The organism is Streptomyces stelliscabiei, from assembly GCF_014873495.1.
In the GTDB taxonomy this organism is placed as follows: Bacteria; Actinomycetota; Actinomycetes; order Streptomycetales; family Streptomycetaceae; genus Streptomyces; species Streptomyces bottropensis.
The window spans coordinates 7,370,846-7,391,615 of record NZ_JADBGF010000001.1 but is presented as its reverse complement, the minus strand read 5'-3'; the positions used below and the strand labels follow the sequence as shown (position 1 = coordinate 7,391,615).

Sequence of the window (20,770 nt, the reverse complement as noted above, 5' to 3'; positions counted from 1 at the left end):
GGACGCGGCTTCCAATGAGCCATGGATGCCAGCACAGTCGGAGGAGGAGAGAACGTGGCAACACCCCCAGGCGGTTCATCGTCGGGCAACTGGTCCTACCCTGGCCAGGGGCCGGGCCAGGGTGACCAGAACCGGTACAACTTCCCCTCCGCACCGAGCCGCCAGCAGCCGTACGCACCGCAGGGCCCCGGCCCCTCGCCGTACGACCAGCCGCCGGCACCGCGCATCCAGCCCGTGCAGCCGCAGCGCCGCACCCCTGAGCCCTCGCCCGCGGGGGCGGCGACCAACCCCCTGGTGCGCCCGTACGCCATGACGGGCGGCCGCACCAGGCCCCGCTACCAGCTCGCCATCGAGGCGCTGGTGCACACCACCGCACAGCCGCACCAGATGCAGGGGCAGCTGCCCGAGCATCAGCGGATCTGCAACCTCTGCCGGGAGATCAAGTCGGTGGCCGAGATCTCGGCCCTCCTGACGATCCCTCTCGGTGTGGCCAGAATCCTCGTCGCCGACTTGGCGGAGGCGGGCCTGGTCGCCATTCATCAGCCCGGCGGCGACGAGAGCGCCGGCGGCCAGCCAGACGTGACACTGCTCGAAAGGGTGCTCAGTGGACTTCGCAAGCTCTAGCGGCGGTCCTTCCCGCTCCACCACCTCGGCGAAGATCGTGGTGGCGGGTGGCTTCGGCGTGGGCAAGACCACGTTCGTCGGGGCCGTCTCGGAGATCAACCCGCTGCGTACCGAGGCCGTCATGACGTCCGCGTCCGCGGGCATCGACGACCTCACCCACACCGGAGACAAGACGACCACCACGGTCGCCATGGACTTCGGCCGCATCACCCTCGACCAGGACCTCATCCTGTACCTGTTCGGCACCCCCGGACAGGACCGCTTCTGGTTCATGTGGGACGACCTCGTCCGCGGCGCCATCGGCGCCATCGTCCTCGTCGACACCCGCCGCCTCGCCGACTGCTTCCCCGCCGTCGACTACTTCGAGAACAGCGGCCTCCCCTTCGTCATCGCCCTCAACGGCTTCGACGGTCAGCAGCCGTACAACCCGGACGAGGTGCGCGAGGCCCTGCAGATCGGGCCGGACACGCCGATCATCACGACGGACGCGCGGCACCGGTCGGACGCCAAGTCGGCTCTGATCACGCTCGTCGAGCACGCGCTCATGGCCCGCCTCCGGTAGGAAGCCGCCCCCGCAGTCCTCGCGCCGAAAGCCGCGTTCCCCGTCGATCCGGGAGAACGCGGCTTTTGTCGTACTAACAGCAAATCCACCCACCGAGCGTGTGCCTTCGGGTACGTTGAGCGACCTGCGGCGCGGCGACAGGTCAGGGGGACGGCTGTCGGCGCCGGGACGCTCGGGGGACACATGGACTGGCCTGGCGGTACGGCACGGGTGGGGCGGTACACGGTCGTCGGCCGGCTCGGCAGCGGGGGCATGGGCACGGTCTATCTGTGCCGCACTCCCGCCGGGCAGCGGCTGGCGGTCAAGGTCATCCGTGAGGACCTCGCCGAACAGAGCGAGATACGACTGCGGTTCGCGCGCGAGGTGGCGGCGCTGCGCGAGGTGAACTGCCCCTACACCGTGCCGGTGTACGACGCCGAGACCGGCACTCCCCCGCTGTGGCTGGCCACCCGCTATGTCGACGGGCCCACTCTGGCCGTGCGGGTCCACGAGCGGGGGCCGCTCTCCACGGGGCTCGTCCAGCGGTTCGGTCTGATGCTCGCCGAGGCGCTCGTCACCGTGCACGAGCGCGGGGTGATCCACCGCGACCTCAAGCCCGGGAACATCGTCCTGGAGGGCGACGAGCCCCGCCTCATCGACTTCGGCATCGCCCGGTCGGCCGCCGCGGCCGGCGGCCTCACCGCGCCGGGCACCGTCCTCGGCACCTCCGGCTACATGGCCCCCGAGCAGCTCACGGGCCACTCGCCCACGCCCGCGGTCGACATCTTCGCCCTCGGCGCGGTCCTGACCTTCGCGGCGACGGGCCGGCCCCCGTACGGCACGGGCCGGGAGGCCGACCGGCGGATCCTCGGCGCCGCCCGGCCCGACCTGGGCGGCATGCCCGCGGCCCTCACCCCGCTGATCACCGCCTGCCTCTCCTACGCGCCCCTGGCCCGGCCCACCCCGCTGGAGGTCATGGCCGGTCTGGCCGCACTGGCGGACACCCCGACCCGGCCGCAGCGGGCGCCCTCGCGGGACGGCAGGCGGTCACGCCCGGTGCCCGGGCCGCCGCACCGGTGCCATGCGCCGGGGCCGCCGGAGCCGGGCGGCGGCTGCGCGCTGCGGCCCGCCGCCGTCCGGCTGCTGGACGCAGGACTGACCCAGGCACTCATCCGGAAGGCACTCGCGCACCATGACCGCTGATCCCCTCGTCCCGCTGCGCGACGGCTGGGAGGCACTGGCCCGCACCTGGGCCCGCCGACGCGGCGCCCGCGTCACCGCCGAGCACGGCGCGCTCGGCGTCGACATCACCCCGGAGGGGAGCGCCGGGCCGGCGCTCGTCGTGGACTTCAACCAGGCCGGCGGGTGGGTGGTGGTGATCGTCACGGACGGCACCCTCGTGCCGCCCGACCGGGTCGCGTCGACCGCCGCGGCGGCGACGGCGTGGAACGCGCGCGAAGTGACCCCCACGGCCGTCCTCGGGTACGACCGCACCGACCTCCCCCTGCTCTCCGCGGTGTCGACGCTCCCCCTGACCTCGCACATGACCCCGGCCGGCTTCGACGCGACGCTGGACACCGTGCTGGAACGGGCGACCCGGCTGCTCGCGGAGTGCCGGGACCTGGGACACACGCTGCGCGGCGCCGACGACCTCGCGGCGCGGGGGTGATCCGGTGCAACTCGTGTTCCACACGCTCTGGGCCGTGCTGGTGGCACTGATCACGGTGGGGACGGCACTCATCTGGGCCACACGCGCCCGCCCCTCCCGGCGGCCCGGCGGCCGTCGCTCCCCGGACGGGCACCTGCGCCCGCAGCGGGACCTGCGGGAAGAGCCCGGGGACGGCCGCGACGCCGAGCAGGAGGAGGGGGAGAAGGACGGTCCCGGAAGCCCTGGGAGGCGTAGGGAGAGGCGGCGGGGCGAGCCCGGGGGAGAGCGTGCGAGCGTGCGGCTCGGGGGCCGGAGGAACAGGCGCGGGGTCGGCAGCACCCGCGGTTCGTCGGCCACGTCCGACCGTGCCCGCCGCCCGGGACGCCCGGCCCGGGGGACGACCGGCCGCCGCCTGAGCACGGATGTGCGCTGGCTGCTCGGCCTCCCCGGCCGACTGCTGGAGTGGGCGGGGGCCGCGCTGGGGCACTGGGCCCACGAGGTCTCCGCGAAGGGCGCGGGGCACGGTGAGGTCGGGGGGCAGGGGGCGCCCGATCAGAGTGGCGGGTCCGGCGGGCGCGGAGCGTCGGACGAGCGTGCGGGCGCCGAGGGGCGCGGGGGGTCCGAGGGGCGCGGAGCTGTCGCCCGGCGCGGGGAGTCGGAGGGGCGCGACGGGCGTCGTGCCTTCGGAAGGCACCGCGATCCCGAGCGACGCGGTGAGTCCAGGAAGCGCCGTGCGTCCGGGAGGTTCGGTGTGTTCAAGAGGCCCGGCGTGCCCGGGCTTCTCGATGAGCCCGAGCGGCGCGGTACAGCCGAGCGACGCGAGGTATCCGGCAGGCGCGGCGAGCCGGGACGGCGCCGAGAAGCTGAGCAGCACACGGGACCCGGACCTCTTGGCGGGCCTGGGTGGTACGGCAAGTCCGGCGCGGGCGGGGAAGCCGAGCACCGCGGAGAAGCAGGCCCGGCCCGGCCCGCGCGACGCGAGGAAGCCGAGCGACGCGTCGCACCGGAGCGACGCGGGGAGCCCGCGCGGGGCGCCGAGCCTCAAGGGCGCGGCGAACCCGGGAGGCCCGAAGGACACCAGGAAGCCGAGCGACGCGGGGAACCCGCACGCGGCAGCGAGCCCCAACGGCACGGCGAACCCGGAAACCCAGGCAGGCCCGCAGGACACCAGGAAGCCGACCGATACGGGGAACCCCCACACGGCAGCGAGCCTCAGCAACGCGGCGAACCCCACACCCCCGGCAGGCCCGAGCCGCGCCGGGAACCCGCACGCGGCAGCCGGTCCTCGCAGCCCAGGGGGTCCGGGCGGTTCGGCGAGCGCGGGGAGGTGGGTGGAGCCCAGGGTCCCGCGGGTCTCCCCGGGCACGGAAGCCGTCCCGGCGACCTGACCCAGCCCGGCCTGCCCTCGCGCGAGAGTCCGTACACCTCGTCCGTCGCGCCGCCCGACCACCGGGCTCCGACCGAACCCCCGGCGGTCACCCCGCCGCGCCCCAGGTCCCCGGAGCCTTCGGTACCTCCTGGGTCGTCGCGGTCGCCCAGGTCATCGCCGTCGTCAAGGTCCTCGGCGCCGCACGGGCCCGAGGCGCGGCCCCAGTCCCCCGTCTCGCACCTCCCCGCGGCGTCACCGCATTCTCCGACGCCTCCCAGAGCCCCGATGGGACCCCATCCCTCCGCGCCGCCCACGACTTCGGCGCCCCCCGACGCGAACGAGCCGCCCGGTCACGGCGACCCGTCCGGCTCGCACAGCCCTCCCGACCCCGACGAGCACGCTCCGCCCCGGCCGACCGGTCCCGGTCCGGCCCGGGCCGCCGACCAGCCGGCGCCCCACACCCCGCCCATCACGATCGGCGCCCCCGATCGCGCCGTCCCCCCGTCCCCGGTGCGGGACGACGCCGGCGGCGACGGACTGGACACGCTCTATCTCGGCTCGGGCACCAGGATCGCGACCGCGGTCACCTGGTTGCGTCCGCAGGGGTACGTCGAGTGGGAGGGCGTCCTGCGCCGAGCCCACTGGCACGGTCCGACCGACGCGTTCCCCCAGCCCGGCAGTCCCGTACGCGTCACGGTCACGACGACAGCCGCAGCCACATCCCCTGCCACCACCGCAGGCACGGCACCCCTGTCCGACCCTCCGGTCCTGGACGCCCGCCCGCTCCGCTGACCCCCGCCCACCCCGTCCCTCTTTCGCACGACGTCCTGTTCTTCCCACAGCACCACGGAGAAGCCGTGACCCACATTCCTGGTTCCGAAGAGACCCAGCTCCCCGTTCCCTACACGGGTTTCGAGTTCGACAGCGCCCAACGGCTGCCGCTGTTGCTCTGCCTGGACGCCTCCAGTTCGCTCGCCGCCAACGGCGCCATCACCTCCCTCAACGCGGCGCTGGCCTCGTGGGCCGAGAGCCTGGTGGACGACATGGCCCTCAGCGCGGCGGTCGACGTGGCCGTGATCACGTTCGGCGGCCCGGAGAACATCACCGTGTGGCAGGGCGACGTCCCGCTCGGCGCGACCGCGCCGGTGTGGCCGCACAGTCCGTTCGTCCCGGCCCACGAGTTCCGTCCGCCCCAGCTGCGCGCCCACGGGGTGACCCTCCTGGACCGGGCCCTGCGCCTGGCGATGGAGGTGGTCGCGGACTACAAGGCGGGGCTGCGCACTTCGGGACTGACCTACTACCGCCCGCAGATCTGCGTGGTCACGGACGGCTTCCCCAGCAACGAACGCGGCCAGTTCTCGCACGCCTACCGCGATCTGCTGCCCGAGCTGCGCAAGGCCGAGGAGGAGCGCCGCTTCCGCCTGTTCGCGGTGGGCGTCGGGGAGCGGCACAGCGGCGCGGAGGCCGTTCTGCAGGAGCTCGCGCCCAGCTACCACGCCTGGTTGGACGGGTTCCCGTTCAAGGAACTGCTCGCCGCCATGTCGCACAGCGCCCGCGCGGCCCAGGGCGGCGCCGCGGAGGCGGAGTTCCAGGAGATCTTCGCCCGGCTCAAGAGCCGGCGCGGCGGCGGGCAGGTGCCCGCGTGAGCGCCGCCGCCGACTGGCGGGTGCACGGCACGAGTGTGATCGGCTACCGGCACCTCCAGGAACAGCTGCCGTGCCAGGACGCCATGGACCACCGGCAGACCCCCACGGGTCTGGTGCTGGCGGTGGCGGACGGGGCGGGCAGCGCCTCCCGTTCGCGGGAGGGGTCCCGGCAGGTCGTGACCCTCGCGATGGACGCGTTCGCCACGGTGGCGACCCCCTGGGCGGACCTCCCGGACGTCCACGCCCGCAAGAACCGCCTGACCGAGGCCTTCCACCAGGTCCGCAGCGCCTTCCTGGGCTGGTGCGGCGCGGACCCCGGTCCGTACGCGACGACGCTGACGGTGGCGGTGGTCGCCGAGGGCTGGCTCGGGCAACTGTCCATCGGTGACGGCCTGGTGCTGCTGCGCACCGGCGGCGCCCCGGGCTCGTACCATCTGCTGCCCCGCCCCCACGTCCGCAGCGAGTACGCCAACGAGACGGTGTTCGTCGGCTCGCCCGGGGCGGAGGAGCACCTCCGGGTGGACTGTGTGCGGGACGGCGGCATCGACGGGGTCCTGCTGTCCACCGACGGGCTGACCAACGCACTGCTGAAACGCACCCCGGCCGGCCCGCCGCTGCCGCACGACGCGTTCGTGGGCCACCTCTTCGCACGGCTCGGCGATCCCGCGTACGACCACGCCGAGGAGGAGCGGTGGCTGTCCTCCTTCCTGGCCTCGGACCAGATCACCCGGGTGACCGGTGACGACAAGACTCTTCTGTGGGCGGTCCGGACATGAGAACGAACGACGACGGCAACGACAAGAGCAGCGGCCCCGGCCACGGCAACGGCGTGGACGACACCGCCGAACTGACCCTCGGCGACGGTACGCCGGTCACCCGCGAGGGGCAGCCGCTCGGGGAGGGCGGTTACGGCGACGTGTGGGCGTTGCGCGAGCGCCCCGATCTCGCCGCCAAGATCTACAAACGCGCCCCGGGCGAGGAGCAGTTGCGGCGGCTCACGGCGATGCTGCGGGCGGCCCCGCTGGCGGAGGAGGAGCTGCAGCCGGACCAGCCGCCGCTGCTGGCGTGGCCGACGGATCTCGTCGAGTCCGGTGGCCGGCCGGTCGGTTACGGGATGCCCCGCCTGGAGCCGTCGGCGCAGACCCCGCTCAAGGGTCTGCTCCAGAAGCAGGTGCGGCTCCGCCTCGACGGGGCCACCGACTGGAAGTTCCTGGTCGGGGTGGCCGCGAACCTGGCGTACATGACGGCCCGGCTGCATGTCGAGGGGTTCGTCGTGGGCGACCTGTCCAGCGCGAACGCGGTCGCGGACCGAAGCGGTTACATCACCCTGCTCGACTGCGACTCGTTCGCGTTCAGGGACGCGCTGACGGACGAGGAGTTCGGCTCCGACGCGTTCACGGACGACTACGCCTGCCCCGAGCGCTACGACGGCACCGAGCCGACCCGGCACTCGGACGACTTCGCCCTCGCGGTCCTCGTCTACCAGTTGGTCACCGCCGGGAACCACCCCTTCGACGGCGCCCCGAAGTACGGCGCCGAGGAGTCCACGCGCAAGGACAACATCCTCAGCGGGACCTCGTTCCTGGTGCATCCCGACCGTGTGGTGGTGCCCGCGCAGCTGCTGTCGGCCGAGGTGGTGCCGCCCAAGGTGCTGCGGTTGGCGAAGGCCACGTTCGGGCCGGGGCTGCGCGAGCCGGCCCGCCGGCCGAGCTCGGCGGCGTGGCTGGCCGCGCTCGACGACGTCCGGGAGGACATCACCCGGTGCGCCCGGGTGTCGGCGCACTCCTACGGCGGCCATCTCGACGCCTGTCCGTGGTGCCGCCGGCTCGCGGACGGGCGGACCGACCCGTTCACACGTTCGCCCGGCCGGGCGGGCGGGGCGGGGGCGGCGTCCGCGTCGGCCTCGGCGACCGCGTCCGCCTCGATGTCACGACCCATGTCGTCCCCCGCCGGAAGGTCCCGCACCGTCCCCTCCGGGACCGCGCCTCCCCGTACCGGCGCCCCGCGCACCGCCGGCCCGTCCCGCCCGGCGCCCTCCGGCCCCCCGCCCTCCAGCGGCGCGCCCTCCCGAACCGCCACGCCGACGGCCTCGCCCACCTCCACGTCCGCGTCCACCTCCACGTCCGCGTCCGCGTCCGCGTCCACTCGACCCCAGCCATCGGCGGCACCCCCCACACAGCCACCGACCCCCACACCACCACCGGCCTCCGCGCCTCCGCCGCAGAAGCCCGGCCGGGCGCCCGGCTCGCCACCGCCGAAAGCCGGCACCGGCTCCTCGTCCGGGAACGACGACCTCTTCGTCGTGGCCGCCGCCTGCGGCACACTCCTCGTGGTGCTCCTGGTGCTCGGACTGATCATCTGGGGGATCGTCGCCCTCGTCTGACCGGCGGACGAGGAGGGAACGCCGGAGGGCCGGAACCCGCGACGGGTTCCGGCCCTCCTGAGGTCCGGCGGACGGATCCGCTCAGCGCCAGCTGTGCGGCGCCCGGAAGCCGGGCTCGCGCTCCAGACGGCGCCAGCCCGCACGGAGGCGGCCCCGGTGGACCGGGGTGGCCTCGGTGGGCTGCGCGGCGGCACGGGCCAGGAGCAGCGCGGTGATCGCGGCCACTTCCTCAGGCTCGGCGTGGCCCTTCTCGACGCGAATATCAGGCAGCTTCATGGAAGTCAGTCTCCGTGGATGAGGTTTCCGCAGGGGTACCGCGAGGGAACGGGCGGGTTACTGCGGCGGGTTGCCGTGCTTGCGGGACGGCAGGTCCGCGTGCTTGGTGTGGAGCATCGCGAGGGAGCGGATGAGGACCGCGCGGGTGTCCGCGGGGTCGATCACGTCGTCGACGAGGCCGCGTTCGGCCGCGTAGTACGGGTGCATCAGCTCGGCCTTGTACTCCTTGACCATGCGGACCCGCATCGCCTCGGGGTCCTCGGCCTCGGCGATCTGACGGCGGAAGATGACGTTGGCGGCACCTTCGGCGCCCATGACGGCGATCTCGTTGGTCGGCCAGGCGTACGTGAGGTCGGCACCGATGGACTGGCTGTCCATGACGATGTAGGCACCTCCGTACGCCTTGCGCAGGATCAGGGAGATCCGGGGCACGGTCGCGTTGCAGTACGCGTACAGCAGCTTGGCGCCGTGGCGGATGATTCCGCCGTGCTCCTGGTCGACGCCCGGGAGGAACCCGGGGACATCCAGCAGCGTGATGATCGGAATGTTAAAAGCGTCGCACATCTGGACAAAGCGCGCAGCTTTTTCCGACGCCTCGATGTCCAGGACACCCGCGAGGGACTGCGGCTGGTTGGCGACGATGCCGACCACCTGGCCGTCGAGCCGTCCGAGGGCGCAGATGATGTTGCGGGCCCAGCGCTCGTGGACCTCCAGGTAGTCGCCGTCGTCGACGATCTCCTCGATCACCTTGGTCATGTCGTAGGGCCGGTTGCCGTCGGCCGGGACCAGGTCGAGCAGGACGTCGCTGCGGCGGTCGGGCGTGTCGGAGACCTCCACGCGCGGCGGGTTCTCGCGGTTGTTCTGCGGGAGCATCGACAGGAGGTAGCGCACCTCGGCGATGCACGTCTCCTCGTCGTCGTAGGCGAAGTGGGCCACACCGCTCGTCTCGGCGTGCACGTCCGCGCCGCCGAGGCCGTTCTGTGTGATCTCCTCGCCGGTGACCGCCTTGACGACGTCCGGGCCGGTGATGAACATCTGCGACGTCTCGCGGACCATGAAGACGAAGTCGGTGAGGGCGGGGCTGTAGGCCGCGCCGCCCGCGCAGGGGCCGAGCATCACGCTGATCTGCGGGATGACACCGGAGGCCCGGGTGTTGCGCTGGAAGATGCCGCCGTACCCGGCGAGGGCGGAGACGCCCTCCTGGATACGGGCGCCCGCGCCGTCGTTGAGCGAGACCAGCGGGGCGCCGGCCGCGATGGCCATGTCCATGATCTTGTGGATCTTCGTGGCGTGGGCCTCGCCCAGCGCGCCGCCGAAGATACGGAAGTCATGGGCGTAGACGAAGACCGTACGGCCCTCCACCGTGCCCCAGCCGGTGATCACACCGTCGGTGTACGGCTTCTTGGCCTCCAGACCGAATCCGGTGGCCCGGTGCCGACGCAGCTGTTCGACCTCGTTGAAGGAGCCCGGGTCCAGCAGCAGCTCGATGCGCTCCCGGGAGGTCAGCTTGCCCTTGGCGTGCTGCGCCTCGGTCGCCTTCTCGCTGGGGCCGGCCAGAGCCTGGGCACGGATCTCGTGCAGTTCGGCCACTCGCCCGCGCGCGTCCGTCGGCTCACCCGGTGCCTCATCCAAAACGGTCATGTAGCGACCATACGAAGCCGAGCGAGGAAAGCGGTCCGTCGACTCCGTACAGTCTCCGGCGTGTTTTCCTGGTACCCCTGAACAGAACCTCGTCGGCATGCAGGCGAATCGACTGCTCAGGGGGTGTGGGGCTTGTAGGGGTCGCACAAAGCGGTGTCGGCGCCCTCAGGGGAGAGACAGCTCACAGGCGTGGGTGGCGCAGGCCGTGCCGGGGGTGATGCGCAGCCGTAGCCGACCGGGCGCGGACTCCAGCACCTCGACGGATTCGTCCGCCCGGACCACCCCGCGCACCGGACCACGCCAGATGATCTCCAGCGACTCGCCCGTGCGCGGTGGTTCGCTCACGCAGAGGGTAGCGGTCCCGCCCCGGCGGCGGATCAGCACGCTCGCCCCGGCGGAGGCGGTCAGCGGGCCCACGGTACCGGCGTGCCAGAAGGTGGCGCCGATCAGCCCGAGCGAGGGGACGTGAACCGCCTGGCAGGCGCTGTCGTTGGCGAGGATCGACAACCAGCGCCGGTCGGCGGCACGGGCCTCGACGGCGTGGCGGGACGCCCCGGGCATGAGCAGATAGGCGTAACCGGCGTTCACCGGATCGGTGCCGTGGTCCAGCCAGAGGGTCTGCCAGCGACGGGTGCGGCGCTCGGTCGTACCGCCGGTGTTGATGTCGGACCAGGCGCCGGTGCGGTCCTCCCGGAGGGTGCGCGGGACGGGCGCTCCGGCCGGGCTGCCGGTGCTGCCCGCCGACGGGTCCGCGAAGACCCAGCCGCCGTGGCCCTCCAGGTGTGCCCAGAGCCGGCCCCGTACGAGCGGCGGGTGAGCCCTGCCGCCGCCCCCACCCAGGTTCCGGTTGTCGACCACCGTCTCCACCGGCACCCCGTCCGCGCAGGTGATGCCCGCCCCGAGGCAGAGCACGGCGTCCGCGAGGCAGAACCACGACTTGCGGGCCTCCAGCGTGGAGCCGAGCCCCCTGAGGTGCTGGCCGATCGCCGCGTACTCGCCGTCCGTGGTGCCGCCGACCCACCGTACGGCCGGCTTCGGCTCGCCCCACTCGCCGCCCTCCCGGTCGGCGAGCCGTCGGGTGGAGACGGTGGTGCCGGGGAGGCGGTACCAGTCGACGGTGGGCCAGAACCAGTCCGTGTACTGGTCACTGTGCCCGGCGGCCCACCAGAGGGTGGCCCCGGCGCCCGTGTGCCAGCCGCGCGGGTTCTCGCCGTTGCCGCACTCGTAGTGGGCGATGCGGTCGGAGGCCATGGCGATGTTCACCACGAAGCCCGGCCGGCGGTGGACGGCACGGTCCATGGCGGGGAAGAGACGGTGACCGACGGGTTCGGGCGCGGCGGCGACCGGGGACGCGGCGACGGCGTGCAGCCGGGACAGGTCCGCGACGCCGAACTGTCTCGCGGTCAGGATCGGGGTGACCGTGTCGCGGGCGATCCACCCCTTGATCCGCCCGTGCCAGCGCTCGCGCTCGGCGGTGGTCGCGCCGAGCGCGAGCAGCGCGATCGCGGCGATGATCCCCTGGCCGTGGAAGTGGTCGCCGCGCATGATGTGCCGGTCGTCGCCCTTGAGGTAACCCCGGCTGATGGCACGGCCGTTGACGCTGTCCATCACCAGTCCGTCGTGGATGAGCGGCGCGTACGCCCGTTCCACACCGTCGAGGACGATCTGCCGGTTCGGGTCGGTCACCTCCCAGGCCGACCCGGCCAGCAGCGCGAAGAGCCTGCCCAGTCCGTCGAGCATGACCTGTCCGTACGTCCCCGAGTAGGCGACCCAGGTGTGCTGCACGAACGAACCGTCGGCGTACGGCCCGTCCCCCCGGGTGACGTACGGGAAGACCGGTGAGAGGGCGTCCCGGGCCAGGGCGATCTTCTCGGGGGCGCGGCCGAGGATGCCGCGCAGGGCCACGGAGCGGCAGAGGTCGACGCGGTTGGCGCCGGTGGAGGTGCCGGTGTACTCGCGGAGCAGCGCGTCGGGGACGAAGTGGTCGACCGCCGCGCAGGCCTCGGCCCGCCGGGCGGGCGTGAGTTCGGCGTACAGGGCGGCCACGATGTCCAGCAGGAGGCGGGGGCTGCCGATCTGCCACTCCCACCAGTTGCCGTAGCGGGTGGTGGAGGGGTGGTAGACGGTCGCGGTGAGGTGGTCGAGGCCGCGCAGGATGTCGGCGAGGAGACCGGCGTCGCCGGTGGAGCCGGTGCCCGGCTGCGCGTAGGCCTGGGCCATCGTCCACAGGCGGCTGTAGCTCTGGGTGATTCCCGCGGGCGGGTCGAAGTGGTGGCCGGGCCAGAGGGAGTCCGCGGTGGGTTCCATGGCCGCGCGGAAGGCGTGGGCGAGGTCGCCGGTCTCGCGCAGGCGGGTGGCGTAGGGCTCGGCGGTGGGGTCGTATCCGGCGCCGAGTGCGATGGCCAGCCAGCGGCGGCGCAGGGTGTCGTACTCGTCGTCGTCGGCAGCGGACCGGTCGGCGGCGTGCGCGGTGGGGGTGGGCGCCGCCGCCAGGGTCGCGGCGAGGAGCAGGACGTTCCGGCGGGTGGGGGTCATGCCCATGGCGTCTACCATTCCACCCGCGCGGGATCAACGATGCGTGACGTGTCGATCACGTGGACGACACAGTTGAATGTTGAACGGAATAGGTCTACGGTGGGACGTGTTCAGTTCATTGAACGTTGAACAACATTACCCAAGGAGAGACGTCATGGGCATCTTCGGCCGCAGCAACACGACCACCGAGACCGCCGCCGCCACGGCGACCACCTCCGCGGTGAACCCCGGGCTGGCCGCGCTGACCGGTGACTACACGATCGACGCGTCCCACACCACGATCGGCTTCACGGCCCGCCACGCCATGGTCACCAACGTCAAGGGCGGCTTCCTCGACTTCACCGGCAGCCTGCACCTGGACGGCTCGGACCCGTCCCGGTCCACCGCCTCCATCGACGTCAAGATGGACAGCATCGACACCGGCAACGCCGACCGCGACGGTCACCTGAAGAGCGCGGACTTCTTCAAGACGGAGGAGTTCCCGACGATGACCTTCCGCTCCACCGAGGCGGTCGCCCTCGGCGGCGACGACTACCGCATCACCGGTGACCTCTCCATCCTCGGCACGACCAGGCCGCTCACCATCGGCCTGGAGTTCAACGGCGCGGCCAAGGACCCCTTCGGCAACGAGCGCGTCGGCTTCGAGGGCAAGGCGGAGATCCTGCGCTCCGAGTGGGGCCTCACGTGGAACGCGGCGCTGGAGACGGGCGGCGTCCTGGTGTCGGACAAGATCAAGCTGACCTTCGACATCTCGGCGATCCGGAACGCCGGCTGAGCCGCCCGGGACGCCTGGGACGTCAGGTGGTGCGGAGCGCGAGGACGGGGCGGACGGTGAAGTCGTCGTAGAGACCTTCACCGTCCTCGCCGTACACGAACTCGGCCGTGTCGGGGTGGGTGTGGGCGGTGGCCAGCGGCAGCCAGGCCAGCAGGTGACCGTAGCCGCCGCAGACCGACTCGCCGCCGTCACCCCCGCGCACCTCCCTGGTGTCGCTGGTGAGTTCGGTGCTGTAGGTGTCGTGGGCGATCCGTAGGCCGAAGGCGTTGGGCTCGTTGTGCGGGCCGGTGTGGTCCCCGTACGGGACGCGGTCGAGGGGGCACTCGTCGCCCCACCGGAACAGGGTGCCGGCCCCGGCGCCGCAGGCGTGCTCCCACTCGTCGGAGGTGGGCATGCGCAGTCCGCGCGCCGCGAGGACGGCCGGCATGTCGGCCGGTGCTTCGGTCAGTGGCTCTCCCTCCACCGCCATGAGCACCGTGGGCAGGACGACGGTGCGGCGGGGGCTGAGCACCCGCGCCAGGTGCTCCCGCAGGTCGGCGCCGTATCCGAACCCCTCTTCCCGGCTGGCCTCGTAGTCGGCGGTCTGCTCGGGCGTCGGGCGCCAGGTCGCCGCGTCGAAGCCGAGGGTCACCCGGCCGCCGGGTATCAGCGCGAACTCCTGCCCGTCCCGCTCGATCCGCACCCGGTGCGACGGCTCTCCGAGGTGCTCGACGGCCTCGACGCCGACCAGTCGGCCCCCCACCAGATCGGCCGCCTCAAGGGCGACGCGCCGCGCGGTGGCGGCCTCGAAGGAGCGCCACCGGTCGAGCGTGAGAGCGGCGAGAGGACCGCCGTCGGCGAGGGAGGCCGACGGGTCCGCGGCGGCACCGGAGGAGGCGAAGGAGCCGGGGGTGCCTGGGGCGTCAGGAGACATGGGACGGAGTGTGGCACGGGGGTCTGACACCGGCCGCGCCGTGTTCTGACACCGCACCGCCCTTCGCGTCAGCGACTCCGGCCTACGGCAGCGGTCGGCTCGACCGCCGGTCGGGGGCAGCGGGTCGGATCCCGCGCCTGGCGACCCGCACTCGGGCCCCGGTCCCCGGCCTGCCCGCCCGCTCGGCTGCGAGCCGAGCGGGCGGGGGTCGATCCCCAGTCTCCGGTTGCGACGAGCGCCCCCTGCGCGGCCGGGTGGCAGGTGCGCGGCCCTGCGCGGCCCCGACCGGCGGCTCGGCGCCGAACCGATGGGGTTCTGTCGTACCGCCGCGGCCCGGTTCGGCCGACGCGGCACTGCGACGGGGCCGTCGCGTGCGCGGCGGCATCCCCGGCGCCCTGCCCGACGGACCGGGCCCCAGCTCGGCCGACACCGCCCCAGCCGGGCCGCGCGCGGAGGCCGCGCCGACCTGGAGCGGCCCGGCGCCCGGCTCCGTGCCGTGAGGCTGGCTGGTTCACGCCTCTTGTGCGGGGGCTTTCGGCGTTCTCATAATCCTGCAACAGAAATTGACCTGGGCATGCCATCAAAGGGGAGTTCCCGTCGACTTTTGGCATGCCTGCGTCATATCTGCGGTTCGGCCGTACGAGTCATCGCATGTCAACCCCCCACGGAAGGCATCACGTTGAAGCGACTCATCACCGCCCTGAAGAGATGCGCGGTCGTCGGTGCCGCCGCGCTCGCGATCGCCAGTCTGCAGCCCGTGTCACCGGCCGAGGCCGCTCCCTCGCCGGTCGTCGGCGGTACGCGTGCCGCGCAGGGCGAGTTCCCCTTCATGGTCCGGTTGTCGATGGGCTGTGGCGGCGCGCTGTACACCCAGCAGATCGTGCTCACGGCCGCGCACTGTGTGGGCGCGACCGGCAACAACACCGGCATCACCGCCACGGCGGGTGTCGTGGACCTGCAGAGCACCAGCGGCCGGGTCCAGGTCCGCTCGACCAAGGTGTACCGGGCCCCCGGCTACAACGGCACGGGCAAGGACTGGGCCCTCATCAAGCTCGCCCAGCCGATCAACCTGCCGACGCTGAAGATCGCCACCACCACGCAGTACAACACCGGTGACTTCACGGTCGCCGGCTGGGGCGCGGCCGTCGAGGGCGGTGCCCAGCAGCGGTACATGCTGAAGGCCACGGTGCCGTTCATCAGCGACGCCACCTGCCGCGCCTTCGGCGGCCTGTACAGCGGTCTCGTCCCGGGCGACGAGATCTGCGCCGGCTTCGCCGCCGGTGGCGTCGACACCTGCCAGGGCGACTCCGGCGGCCCGATGTTCCGCCGGGACAACGCCGGAGCCTGGATCCAGGTCGGCATCGTCAGCTGGGGCGACGGCTGCGCCCAGCGCAACGCCCCCGGTGTCTACTCCGAGGTGTCCACCTTCGCGTCCCAGATCGCCTCGGCCGCCGCCACTCTCTGAGCGGAGCCCGCACCCTCTCCCGTACGACGGGCACGGGCCCGGCGCCGTCCAGCGCCGGGCCCGTGCCCGTGTACGGCCGGGGCCGGCTCTCAGAAACCGCCGCCGAAGTCCCCGCCGCCCCCGAAGTCCCCGCCGCCGAAATCGCCCGGGTCGAAGTCGGCGCCCGAGACGTCGCCGCCCCCGTAACCGGAAGCCGCGCCGAAGTCGCCGTAGCCGGAGCCGTACATGGCCGCGTAGGAGGGGGTGGCCATCATGCTGCCGAGCATCGTGCCGACGAGGAGGCCGGGGAGGAGGCCGCCGCCGTAGTAGCCGCCCGCCCACGGGCCGTAGGCCGGGCCCGCGTCCCAGTAGGGGCGGCGCCCGCCGGACACCGTGTCCACCTCCCGGATCAGAGGGTCCTGGCCGTCGGAGAGGCGGGCCCGGTCGGCGGCGCAGACCGGGACCTCGCGTTCGGTGCCCACGCCCGGGGTCCACAGCACGTCCGCGACGGAGGGGCCGTGGCGGGGGTCGAAGAAGCAGGGGGCCCGGCGTTCGGGCAGGGGGCGGCCCTCCCGGCGGGCGGCGAGCTGCGCCAGGGAGAAACGGCCGTCCTCCAGGGTCTGGGTGACCGCTCGCACCTCCTCGGGCCGGGTGGCCGCCGCCATGAAGGACTTGGCCTGCTCGTACGCGTCCAGGGCGCGTTCGTAGTCGGCGCGCATCGCGTCGTCCGCGCCCAGCTCGGCGGGGTGGAAGTCCAGGCGGTCCAGTTCCTCGCCGAAGGCCGTGATGTCCTCGTCCACCACGACGGCGAGCCGGGCCAGCGCCTCGCGGCGTTCCTCCTCCTTGCGGCGGCGGTTGCGGCGCACCAGCGCGTACGCGCCCACGCCGCCCGCCGCCACGACCGCGCCCGCCACCGCCAGCCCGCCCGCGTCCACGCCCTGGTCGCCGCCGCCACCGCTCCAGCTGGACGGGGCCGTGCCGCCGGGGTTGCTGCGCAGCGCGTCGTCCACGAAGTCGTTGAGCTGGGCCTTGGGGTCGCCGGCGCCCTGGACCGCGGAGACCAGGTTCGCCACGGTCTGGCGGCTCAGCACGCTGCTGTCGGCGCGGGCGTCGAAGCGGTCGCCGAGACGGACGGCGTACAGGCCGGTCACGCCGGTCTCGGTACGCAGGTTGCGGAAGAGGTCCTGGGTCGGGTGGCCGGCCGGGAGCACCGCCACGAAGATCGGCTCGTCCGCGTCCTCGATCGTGTCGGCGAGGGCTTCGGCGTCCGCCGCGGAGAGCAGGTCGGAGGCGGCCGGGTCGACGTAGACGGGACTCTCGCGCAGGGCCGCGGCCACGGTCGAGAGGTCGGTGGCCGCGTGCGCGCCCGGCGCGCCGAGGGTCAGGGCCGCGAGGGCCGCGAGCGTGAGCGCGGCGAGCGGCATCATGAGGAGGCGGAACAGACGTCGGACCGGTGCGCCTTTCATACCTTCGAAGCTACCTCGATCGGCGCGCGAACGGACGATCCCCGTTCGTGACCTGATGGGAGCCGACTGTCGACTTGGGCGGTCACCCGGATGGCTGTACAACCGTTCGAGACGGGTGCGGTGCACGCGGGGGCGACGGGATTGCGGGGGGCGAACAAAATGCTGCGGAGAGTTCTCGCGGTGGTGTGCGCGGTGAGCGGGGCGGTGCTGTTGAGCGGGTGCACACCGGAGATCCGGCCGTTGGCCGGCGTGACCGTGGACGGCGACGGGTCACCCCGCGTGCTGGTCCGGCCGTGCGGTGACGCCCCGTACACGGCGCCGACGCTCATGGGCTGGGCCGGCTCCTACGAGGACGAGCCCGGCGAGGACGAGACGGACACGACGGTCTGGGAGACGGACGGCGAGTGGTCGGGGGACGCGGACTTCCCGCTCTTCTCGCCGCCGGCCGCGTGGGACGCCGAGGCGAGGGGCGAGCAGCGGCTCCGGTCGGGCCACACCTACGCGTTCGTGTTCTACGGCCACACCGACGACCAGGCCAACGGCTCGGTCTCCTTCACTCCGGCCGATCTCGCGCGGCTGAAGCCGGGGCGGGTGTGGGCCGACGACCGGGTGATGGGCACACAGGCGTTCGAGGATCTGGCCGAGCGTGCGTGTTGACGGTCGCGCCGTAGGGGTGCGTGGGACGTCGGGTGCGGGTCCGGGTCCGGGTCCGGTGGGGCTGTCGGGTGCGGGTCCGGGTCCGGGTCCGGTGGGGCTGTCGGGTGCGGGGGCGGGTCCGGTGGCGCGTCCGGTGGCGCGTCCGGTGGGGCGTCCGGTGGGGCGTCCGGTGGGGCTTCTCGCGCGGTTCCCCGCGCCCCTGACCAGCAGGGGGCGCGGGGTGCCGTAGGGGTGCGCGAGCCACCCGGGCCTACTCCGCCGGCTCGACGCCCGCGCGCAGCAAGCCGTACGTGTACGCGTCCTCCAGCGCCTGCCACGAGGCGGCGATCACGTTCTCGGCGACGCCCACCGTGGACCACTCGCCCGTGCCGTCCGTCGTGGAGATGAGGACGCGGGTCGTGGAGTTGGTGCCGTGCTTGCCCTCCAGGATGCGGACCTTGTAGTCGACCAGCTCCAGCTTGGCGAGCTGGGGGTAGATCTTCTCCAGGGCGACCCGGAGGGCGCGGTCGAGCGCGTTGACGGGGCCGTTGCCCTCGGCCGTGGCGACGATGCGCTCGCTCCTGGACCACAGTTTGACGGTGGCCTCGTTGGCGTGGCTGCCGTCGGGGCGGTCCTCGACGATGGCCCGCCAGGACTCGGTGCGGAAGTAGCGCTGCGGCTTGCCCGCGACCTCGTCGCGCAGCAGGATCTCGAAGCTCGCGTCCGCGGCCTCGTACGTGTAGCCCTTCAGCTCACGCTCCTTGACCCGCTCGACGACGCGGCCCACCAGCTCGCGGTCGTCGCCGAGGTCGACGCCCAGCTCCTTGCCCTTGAGTTCGATGGAGGCACGGCCCGCCATGTCGGACACCAGCATCCGCATGGTGTTGCCGACCTGCTCGGGGTCGATGTGCTGGTACAGGTCCGGATCGACCTTGATCGCGGAGGCGTGCAGGCCCGCCTTGTGCGCGAAGGCGGAGACACCGACGTACGGCTGGTGGGTGGAGGGGGTGAGGTTGACGACCTCGGCGATCGCGTGCGAGATCCGCGTCATCTCCCGCAGGGCGCCCTCGGGGAGGACCTTCTTGCCGTACTTCAGCTCCAGCGCGGCGACGACCGGGAAGAGGTTGGAGTTGCCGACGCGCTCGCCGTAGCCGTTGGCGGTGCACTGGACGTGGGTCGCGCCGGCGTCGACGGCGGCCAGGGTGTTGGCGACCGCGCAGCCGGTGTCGTCCTGGGCGTGGATGCCGAGGCGGGCGCCGGTGTCGGCGAGCACGGTGGCGACGACGGCCTGGACCTGCGCGGGGAGCATGCCGCCGTTGGTGTCGCAGAGGATCACGACGTCGGCGCCCGCTTCGGCGGCGGCGCGGACGACGGCCTTGGCGTACTCGGGGTTGGCGCGGTAGCCGTCGAAGAAGTGCTCGCAGTCGACGAAGACCCGGCGGCCCTGCGCGCGCAGGTGGGAGACGGTGTCGCGGACCATCTCCAGGTTCTCGTCCAAAGTGGTGCGCAGGGCGAGTTCGACATGCCGGTCATGGGACTTGGCGACAAGGGTGATGACCGGGGCGCCGGAGTCGAGCAGGGCCTTGACCTGCGGGTCCTCGCTCGCCTTGCCGTTCGCGCGGCGGGTGGCGCCGAACGCGACCAGCCGGGCGTGCTTGAAGTCGATCTCCTTCTGGGCACGGGCGAAGAACTCGGTGTCGCGCGGGTTCGCGCCGGGCCAGCCGCCCTCGATGAAGCCGACGCCGAAGTCGTCCAGGTGCCGTGCGATGGCCAGCTTGTCCGCGACCGTGAGGTTGATGCCCTCGCGCTGGGCGCCGTCGCGCAGGGTGGTGTCGAAGACGTGGAACGAGTCGTCGAGCTCGCTGGTGTCCGTCATGATCTCAAGGCTCCTGTGTTGGATCTCGGTCGTACCGGAATGACCGGCTCCACCGTCCTCCAATGATCCCTCGCGCTGCGCTCCCGGCTGAAGGTGGGCCAGAAAAGCGAAAAACCCCTCGCGGGTGCGAGAGGTCTGCGCGCGGGTCGAGAACGACGGTGTCCGCCCGTACCTGGTCGTACGAGGCGGTCACTGCGGACCGGCGCGCCTGCTGCCAATAATCATGGCGAACGAGAGCACGGGGACAGTCTGGCACAGACCGGGCCCGCGCTCACCGTCCGTCTCAGGATGCGAACAGCGCGCTGATCATCGCGCGGTCACCGCGTGCTGCGTACGAGTCCGCGCGTCGCGCTCACCCCAGCGACTCGTCGAGGAACTCCCGCACGTGGGCCAGGATCTGGGCGCGGTCGGTGCCGCGCAGCCCGATGGCCACATGGATGGAGAAGCCGTCGAGCAGAGCCCGCAGCCGGGCGGCGAACCGGTCCGGGTCGACCGCCCGGAACTCCCCCTTCGACACGCCCTCCGCGAGCAGGGCCACCAGGTCGCGGTGCCAGGCGCCCTCAATGGCGGCCTGACGCTCACGGGCGTCGTCGTCGGCGTTCTGCGAGCGGTTCCAGACCTCCAGCCAGAGCGTCCAGTGGGGGTCGCGGTGGCCGTCGGGGACGTACAGGTCGACGTACGCCGTCAGCCGTTCACGGGCGGTGCCCGTGCGGGTGAGCAGCCGGGCGCGCTCCGCGCCGAGCCGGCCCTCGCTCCACTCCAGGGTCCGCAGCAGCAGCTCGTCCTTGGAGTGGAAGTAGTAGAGGAGATGGCCGCTGCTCATGCCGACCTCCCGGCCGAGCGCCGCCATGGTGAGCTTCTCCAGACCCCGCTCGGCGATCATGCTCATGGCGGCTCCGAGCACGTCCTCGCGGGGCGGGGCTGTGTTGCGGCGACGGGCGGTCACCGGACGGGCGGGCGGACCCGGCGGCGCGTCCGGGTCCGGCGGCGCGTCCGG

Annotated in this window: 18 protein-coding genes; 11 read left to right on the top strand and 7 right to left on the bottom strand. The window is 73.0% G+C overall.

Annotated features, from left to right (window positions below; all coding sequences use genetic code 11):
• The first annotated feature begins 54 nt into the window (after nt 1-54).
• From H4687_RS32850 to H4687_RS32815, 8 genes are all read left to right on the top strand, one after another.
• Entirely contained in the window at nt 55-624 is a 570-nt protein-coding gene (locus tag H4687_RS32850; protein ID WP_045561500.1) for a DUF742 domain-containing protein, read from the top strand.
• Complete coding sequence (locus H4687_RS32845; RefSeq protein ID WP_013000463.1) at nt 605-1,186, top strand: GTP-binding protein; 582 nt, start codon at nt 605-607, stop codon at nt 1,184-1,186. The genes H4687_RS32850 and H4687_RS32845 overlap by 20 nt, the downstream gene beginning before the upstream one ends.
• A 183-nt stretch (nt 1,187-1,369) precedes the next feature.
• Entirely contained in the window at nt 1,370-2,368 is a 999-nt protein-coding gene (locus H4687_RS32840; protein ID WP_046919882.1) for a serine/threonine-protein kinase, read from the top strand.
• Nucleotides 2,358-2,834, top strand: a complete 477-nt coding sequence (locus tag H4687_RS32835) for a YbjN domain-containing protein (protein ID WP_046919883.1) — start codon at nt 2,358-2,360, stop codon at nt 2,832-2,834. The genes H4687_RS32840 and H4687_RS32835 overlap by 11 nt, the downstream gene beginning before the upstream one ends.
• 1,633 nt (nt 2,835-4,467) lie before the next feature.
• Entirely contained in the window at nt 4,468-4,974 is a 507-nt protein-coding gene (locus tag H4687_RS32830; protein ID WP_050398702.1) for a hypothetical protein, read from the top strand.
• A gap of 65 nt (nt 4,975-5,039) precedes the next feature.
• Entirely contained in the window at nt 5,040-5,828 is a 789-nt protein-coding gene (locus H4687_RS48175) for a vWA domain-containing protein (RefSeq protein ID WP_046917207.1), read from the top strand.
• A complete protein-coding gene (locus H4687_RS32820) occupies nt 5,825-6,604 on the top strand; it encodes a PP2C family serine/threonine-protein phosphatase (RefSeq protein ID WP_046917206.1) in 780 nt (259 codons plus the stop codon). Before H4687_RS48175 ends, H4687_RS32820 begins: the two co-directional genes overlap by 4 nt.
• Complete coding sequence (locus H4687_RS32815; RefSeq protein WP_159392203.1) at nt 6,601-8,211, top strand: hypothetical protein; 1,611 nt, start codon at nt 6,601-6,603, stop codon at nt 8,209-8,211. The genes H4687_RS32820 and H4687_RS32815 overlap by 4 nt, the downstream gene beginning before the upstream one ends.
• Nucleotides 8,212-8,292: 81 nt before the next feature.
• Here H4687_RS32815 and H4687_RS32810 read toward each other — a convergent pair whose 3' ends face one another.
• From H4687_RS32810 to H4687_RS32800, 3 genes are all read right to left on the bottom strand, one after another.
• Complete coding sequence (locus H4687_RS32810; protein ID WP_046916136.1) at nt 8,293-8,487, bottom strand: acyl-CoA carboxylase epsilon subunit; 195 nt, start codon at nt 8,485-8,487, stop codon at nt 8,293-8,295.
• A gap of 57 nt (nt 8,488-8,544) precedes the next feature.
• Nucleotides 8,545-10,128, bottom strand: a complete 1,584-nt coding sequence (locus H4687_RS32805) for an acyl-CoA carboxylase subunit beta (protein ID WP_046916135.1) — start codon at nt 10,126-10,128, stop codon at nt 8,545-8,547.
• A gap of 165 nt (nt 10,129-10,293) precedes the next feature.
• Nucleotides 10,294-12,669 carry a polysaccharide lyase 8 family protein gene (locus H4687_RS32800; protein ID WP_046916134.1) on the bottom strand — a complete coding sequence of 792 codons (2,376 nt, stop codon included), beginning with the start codon at nt 12,667-12,669 and terminating at the stop codon, nt 10,294-10,296.
• Between the two features lie 148 nt (nt 12,670-12,817).
• Between H4687_RS32800 and H4687_RS32795 the strand changes: the two genes are divergently transcribed.
• A complete protein-coding gene (locus H4687_RS32795) occupies nt 12,818-13,438 on the top strand; it encodes a YceI family protein (protein ID WP_046916133.1) in 621 nt (206 codons plus the stop codon).
• Between the two features lie 22 nt (nt 13,439-13,460).
• Here H4687_RS32795 and H4687_RS32790 read toward each other — a convergent pair whose 3' ends face one another.
• Complete coding sequence (locus tag H4687_RS32790) at nt 13,461-14,351, bottom strand: hypothetical protein (RefSeq protein ID WP_306459011.1); 891 nt, start codon at nt 14,349-14,351, stop codon at nt 13,461-13,463.
• Nucleotides 14,352-15,030: 679 nt separating this feature from the next.
• Between H4687_RS32790 and H4687_RS32785 the strand changes: the two genes are divergently transcribed.
• Nucleotides 15,031-15,816, top strand: coding sequence for a S1 family peptidase (locus H4687_RS32785; RefSeq protein ID WP_050398699.1), 786 nt, complete (start codon nt 15,031-15,033; stop codon nt 15,814-15,816).
• A gap of 89 nt (nt 15,817-15,905) precedes the next feature.
• Here the strand turns inward: H4687_RS32785 and H4687_RS32780 are convergent, their stop codons facing one another.
• On the bottom strand, nt 15,906-17,261 hold the full coding sequence (locus H4687_RS32780; protein WP_050398696.1) for a hypothetical protein: 1,356 nt from the start codon (nt 17,259-17,261) through the stop codon (nt 15,906-15,908).
• A 159-nt stretch (nt 17,262-17,420) separates the two neighbouring features.
• Between H4687_RS32780 and H4687_RS32775 the strand changes: the two genes are divergently transcribed.
• Nucleotides 17,421-17,918 carry a lipoprotein gene (locus tag H4687_RS32775; RefSeq protein ID WP_046913500.1) on the top strand — a complete coding sequence of 166 codons (498 nt, stop codon included), beginning with the start codon at nt 17,421-17,423 and terminating at the stop codon, nt 17,916-17,918.
• A 250-nt stretch (nt 17,919-18,168) separates the two neighbouring features.
• Here the strand turns inward: H4687_RS32775 and cimA are convergent, their stop codons facing one another.
• Both cimA and H4687_RS32765 read right to left on the bottom strand, forming a co-directional pair.
• Nucleotides 18,169-19,773: a citramalate synthase gene (cimA, locus tag H4687_RS32770; protein ID WP_046913501.1), complete on the bottom strand. Its 1,605-nt coding sequence runs from the start codon at nt 19,771-19,773 to the stop codon at nt 18,169-18,171.
• Nucleotides 19,774-20,125: 352 nt separating this feature from the next.
• A complete protein-coding gene (locus H4687_RS32765; RefSeq protein WP_046913502.1) occupies nt 20,126-20,662 on the bottom strand; it encodes a TetR/AcrR family transcriptional regulator in 537 nt (178 codons plus the stop codon).
• Between the last annotated feature and the right edge of the window lie 108 nt (nt 20,663-20,770).

Excerpts from the sequence above, each read along its gene's own strand:
- H4687_RS32775 (WP_046913500.1), top strand. The coding sequence starts at position 17,421 with ATGCTGCGGAGAGTTCTCGCGGTGGTGTGCGCGGTGAGCGGGGCGGTG.
- H4687_RS32805 (WP_046916135.1), bottom strand. The coding sequence starts at position 10,128 with ATGACCGTTTTGGATGAGGCACCGGGTGAGCCGACGGACGCGCGCGGG.
- H4687_RS32840 (WP_046919882.1), top strand. The coding sequence starts at position 1,370 with ATGGACTGGCCTGGCGGTACGGCACGGGTGGGGCGGTACACGGTCGTC.
- cimA (WP_046913501.1), bottom strand. The coding sequence starts at position 19,773 with ATGACGGACACCAGCGAGCTCGACGACTCGTTCCACGTCTTCGACACC.
- H4687_RS32810 (WP_046916136.1), bottom strand. The coding sequence starts at position 8,487 with ATGAAGCTGCCTGATATTCGCGTCGAGAAGGGCCACGCCGAGCCTGAG.
- H4687_RS32830 (WP_050398702.1), top strand. The coding sequence starts at position 4,468 with ATGGGACCCCATCCCTCCGCGCCGCCCACGACTTCGGCGCCCCCCGAC.
- H4687_RS32790 (WP_306459011.1), bottom strand. The coding sequence starts at position 14,351 with ATGTCTCCTGACGCCCCAGGCACCCCCGGCTCCTTCGCCTCCTCCGGT.
- H4687_RS32795 (WP_046916133.1), top strand. The coding sequence starts at position 12,818 with ATGGGCATCTTCGGCCGCAGCAACACGACCACCGAGACCGCCGCCGCC.
- H4687_RS32815 (WP_159392203.1), top strand. The coding sequence starts at position 6,601 with ATGAGAACGAACGACGACGGCAACGACAAGAGCAGCGGCCCCGGCCAC.
- H4687_RS32835 (WP_046919883.1), top strand. The coding sequence starts at position 2,358 with ATGACCGCTGATCCCCTCGTCCCGCTGCGCGACGGCTGGGAGGCACTG.
- H4687_RS32800 (WP_046916134.1), bottom strand. The coding sequence starts at position 12,669 with ATGGGCATGACCCCCACCCGCCGGAACGTCCTGCTCCTCGCCGCGACC.
- H4687_RS32780 (WP_050398696.1), bottom strand. The coding sequence starts at position 17,261 with ATGAAAGGCGCACCGGTCCGACGTCTGTTCCGCCTCCTCATGATGCCG.
- H4687_RS32765 (WP_046913502.1), bottom strand. The coding sequence starts at position 20,662 with ATGAGCATGATCGCCGAGCGGGGTCTGGAGAAGCTCACCATGGCGGCG.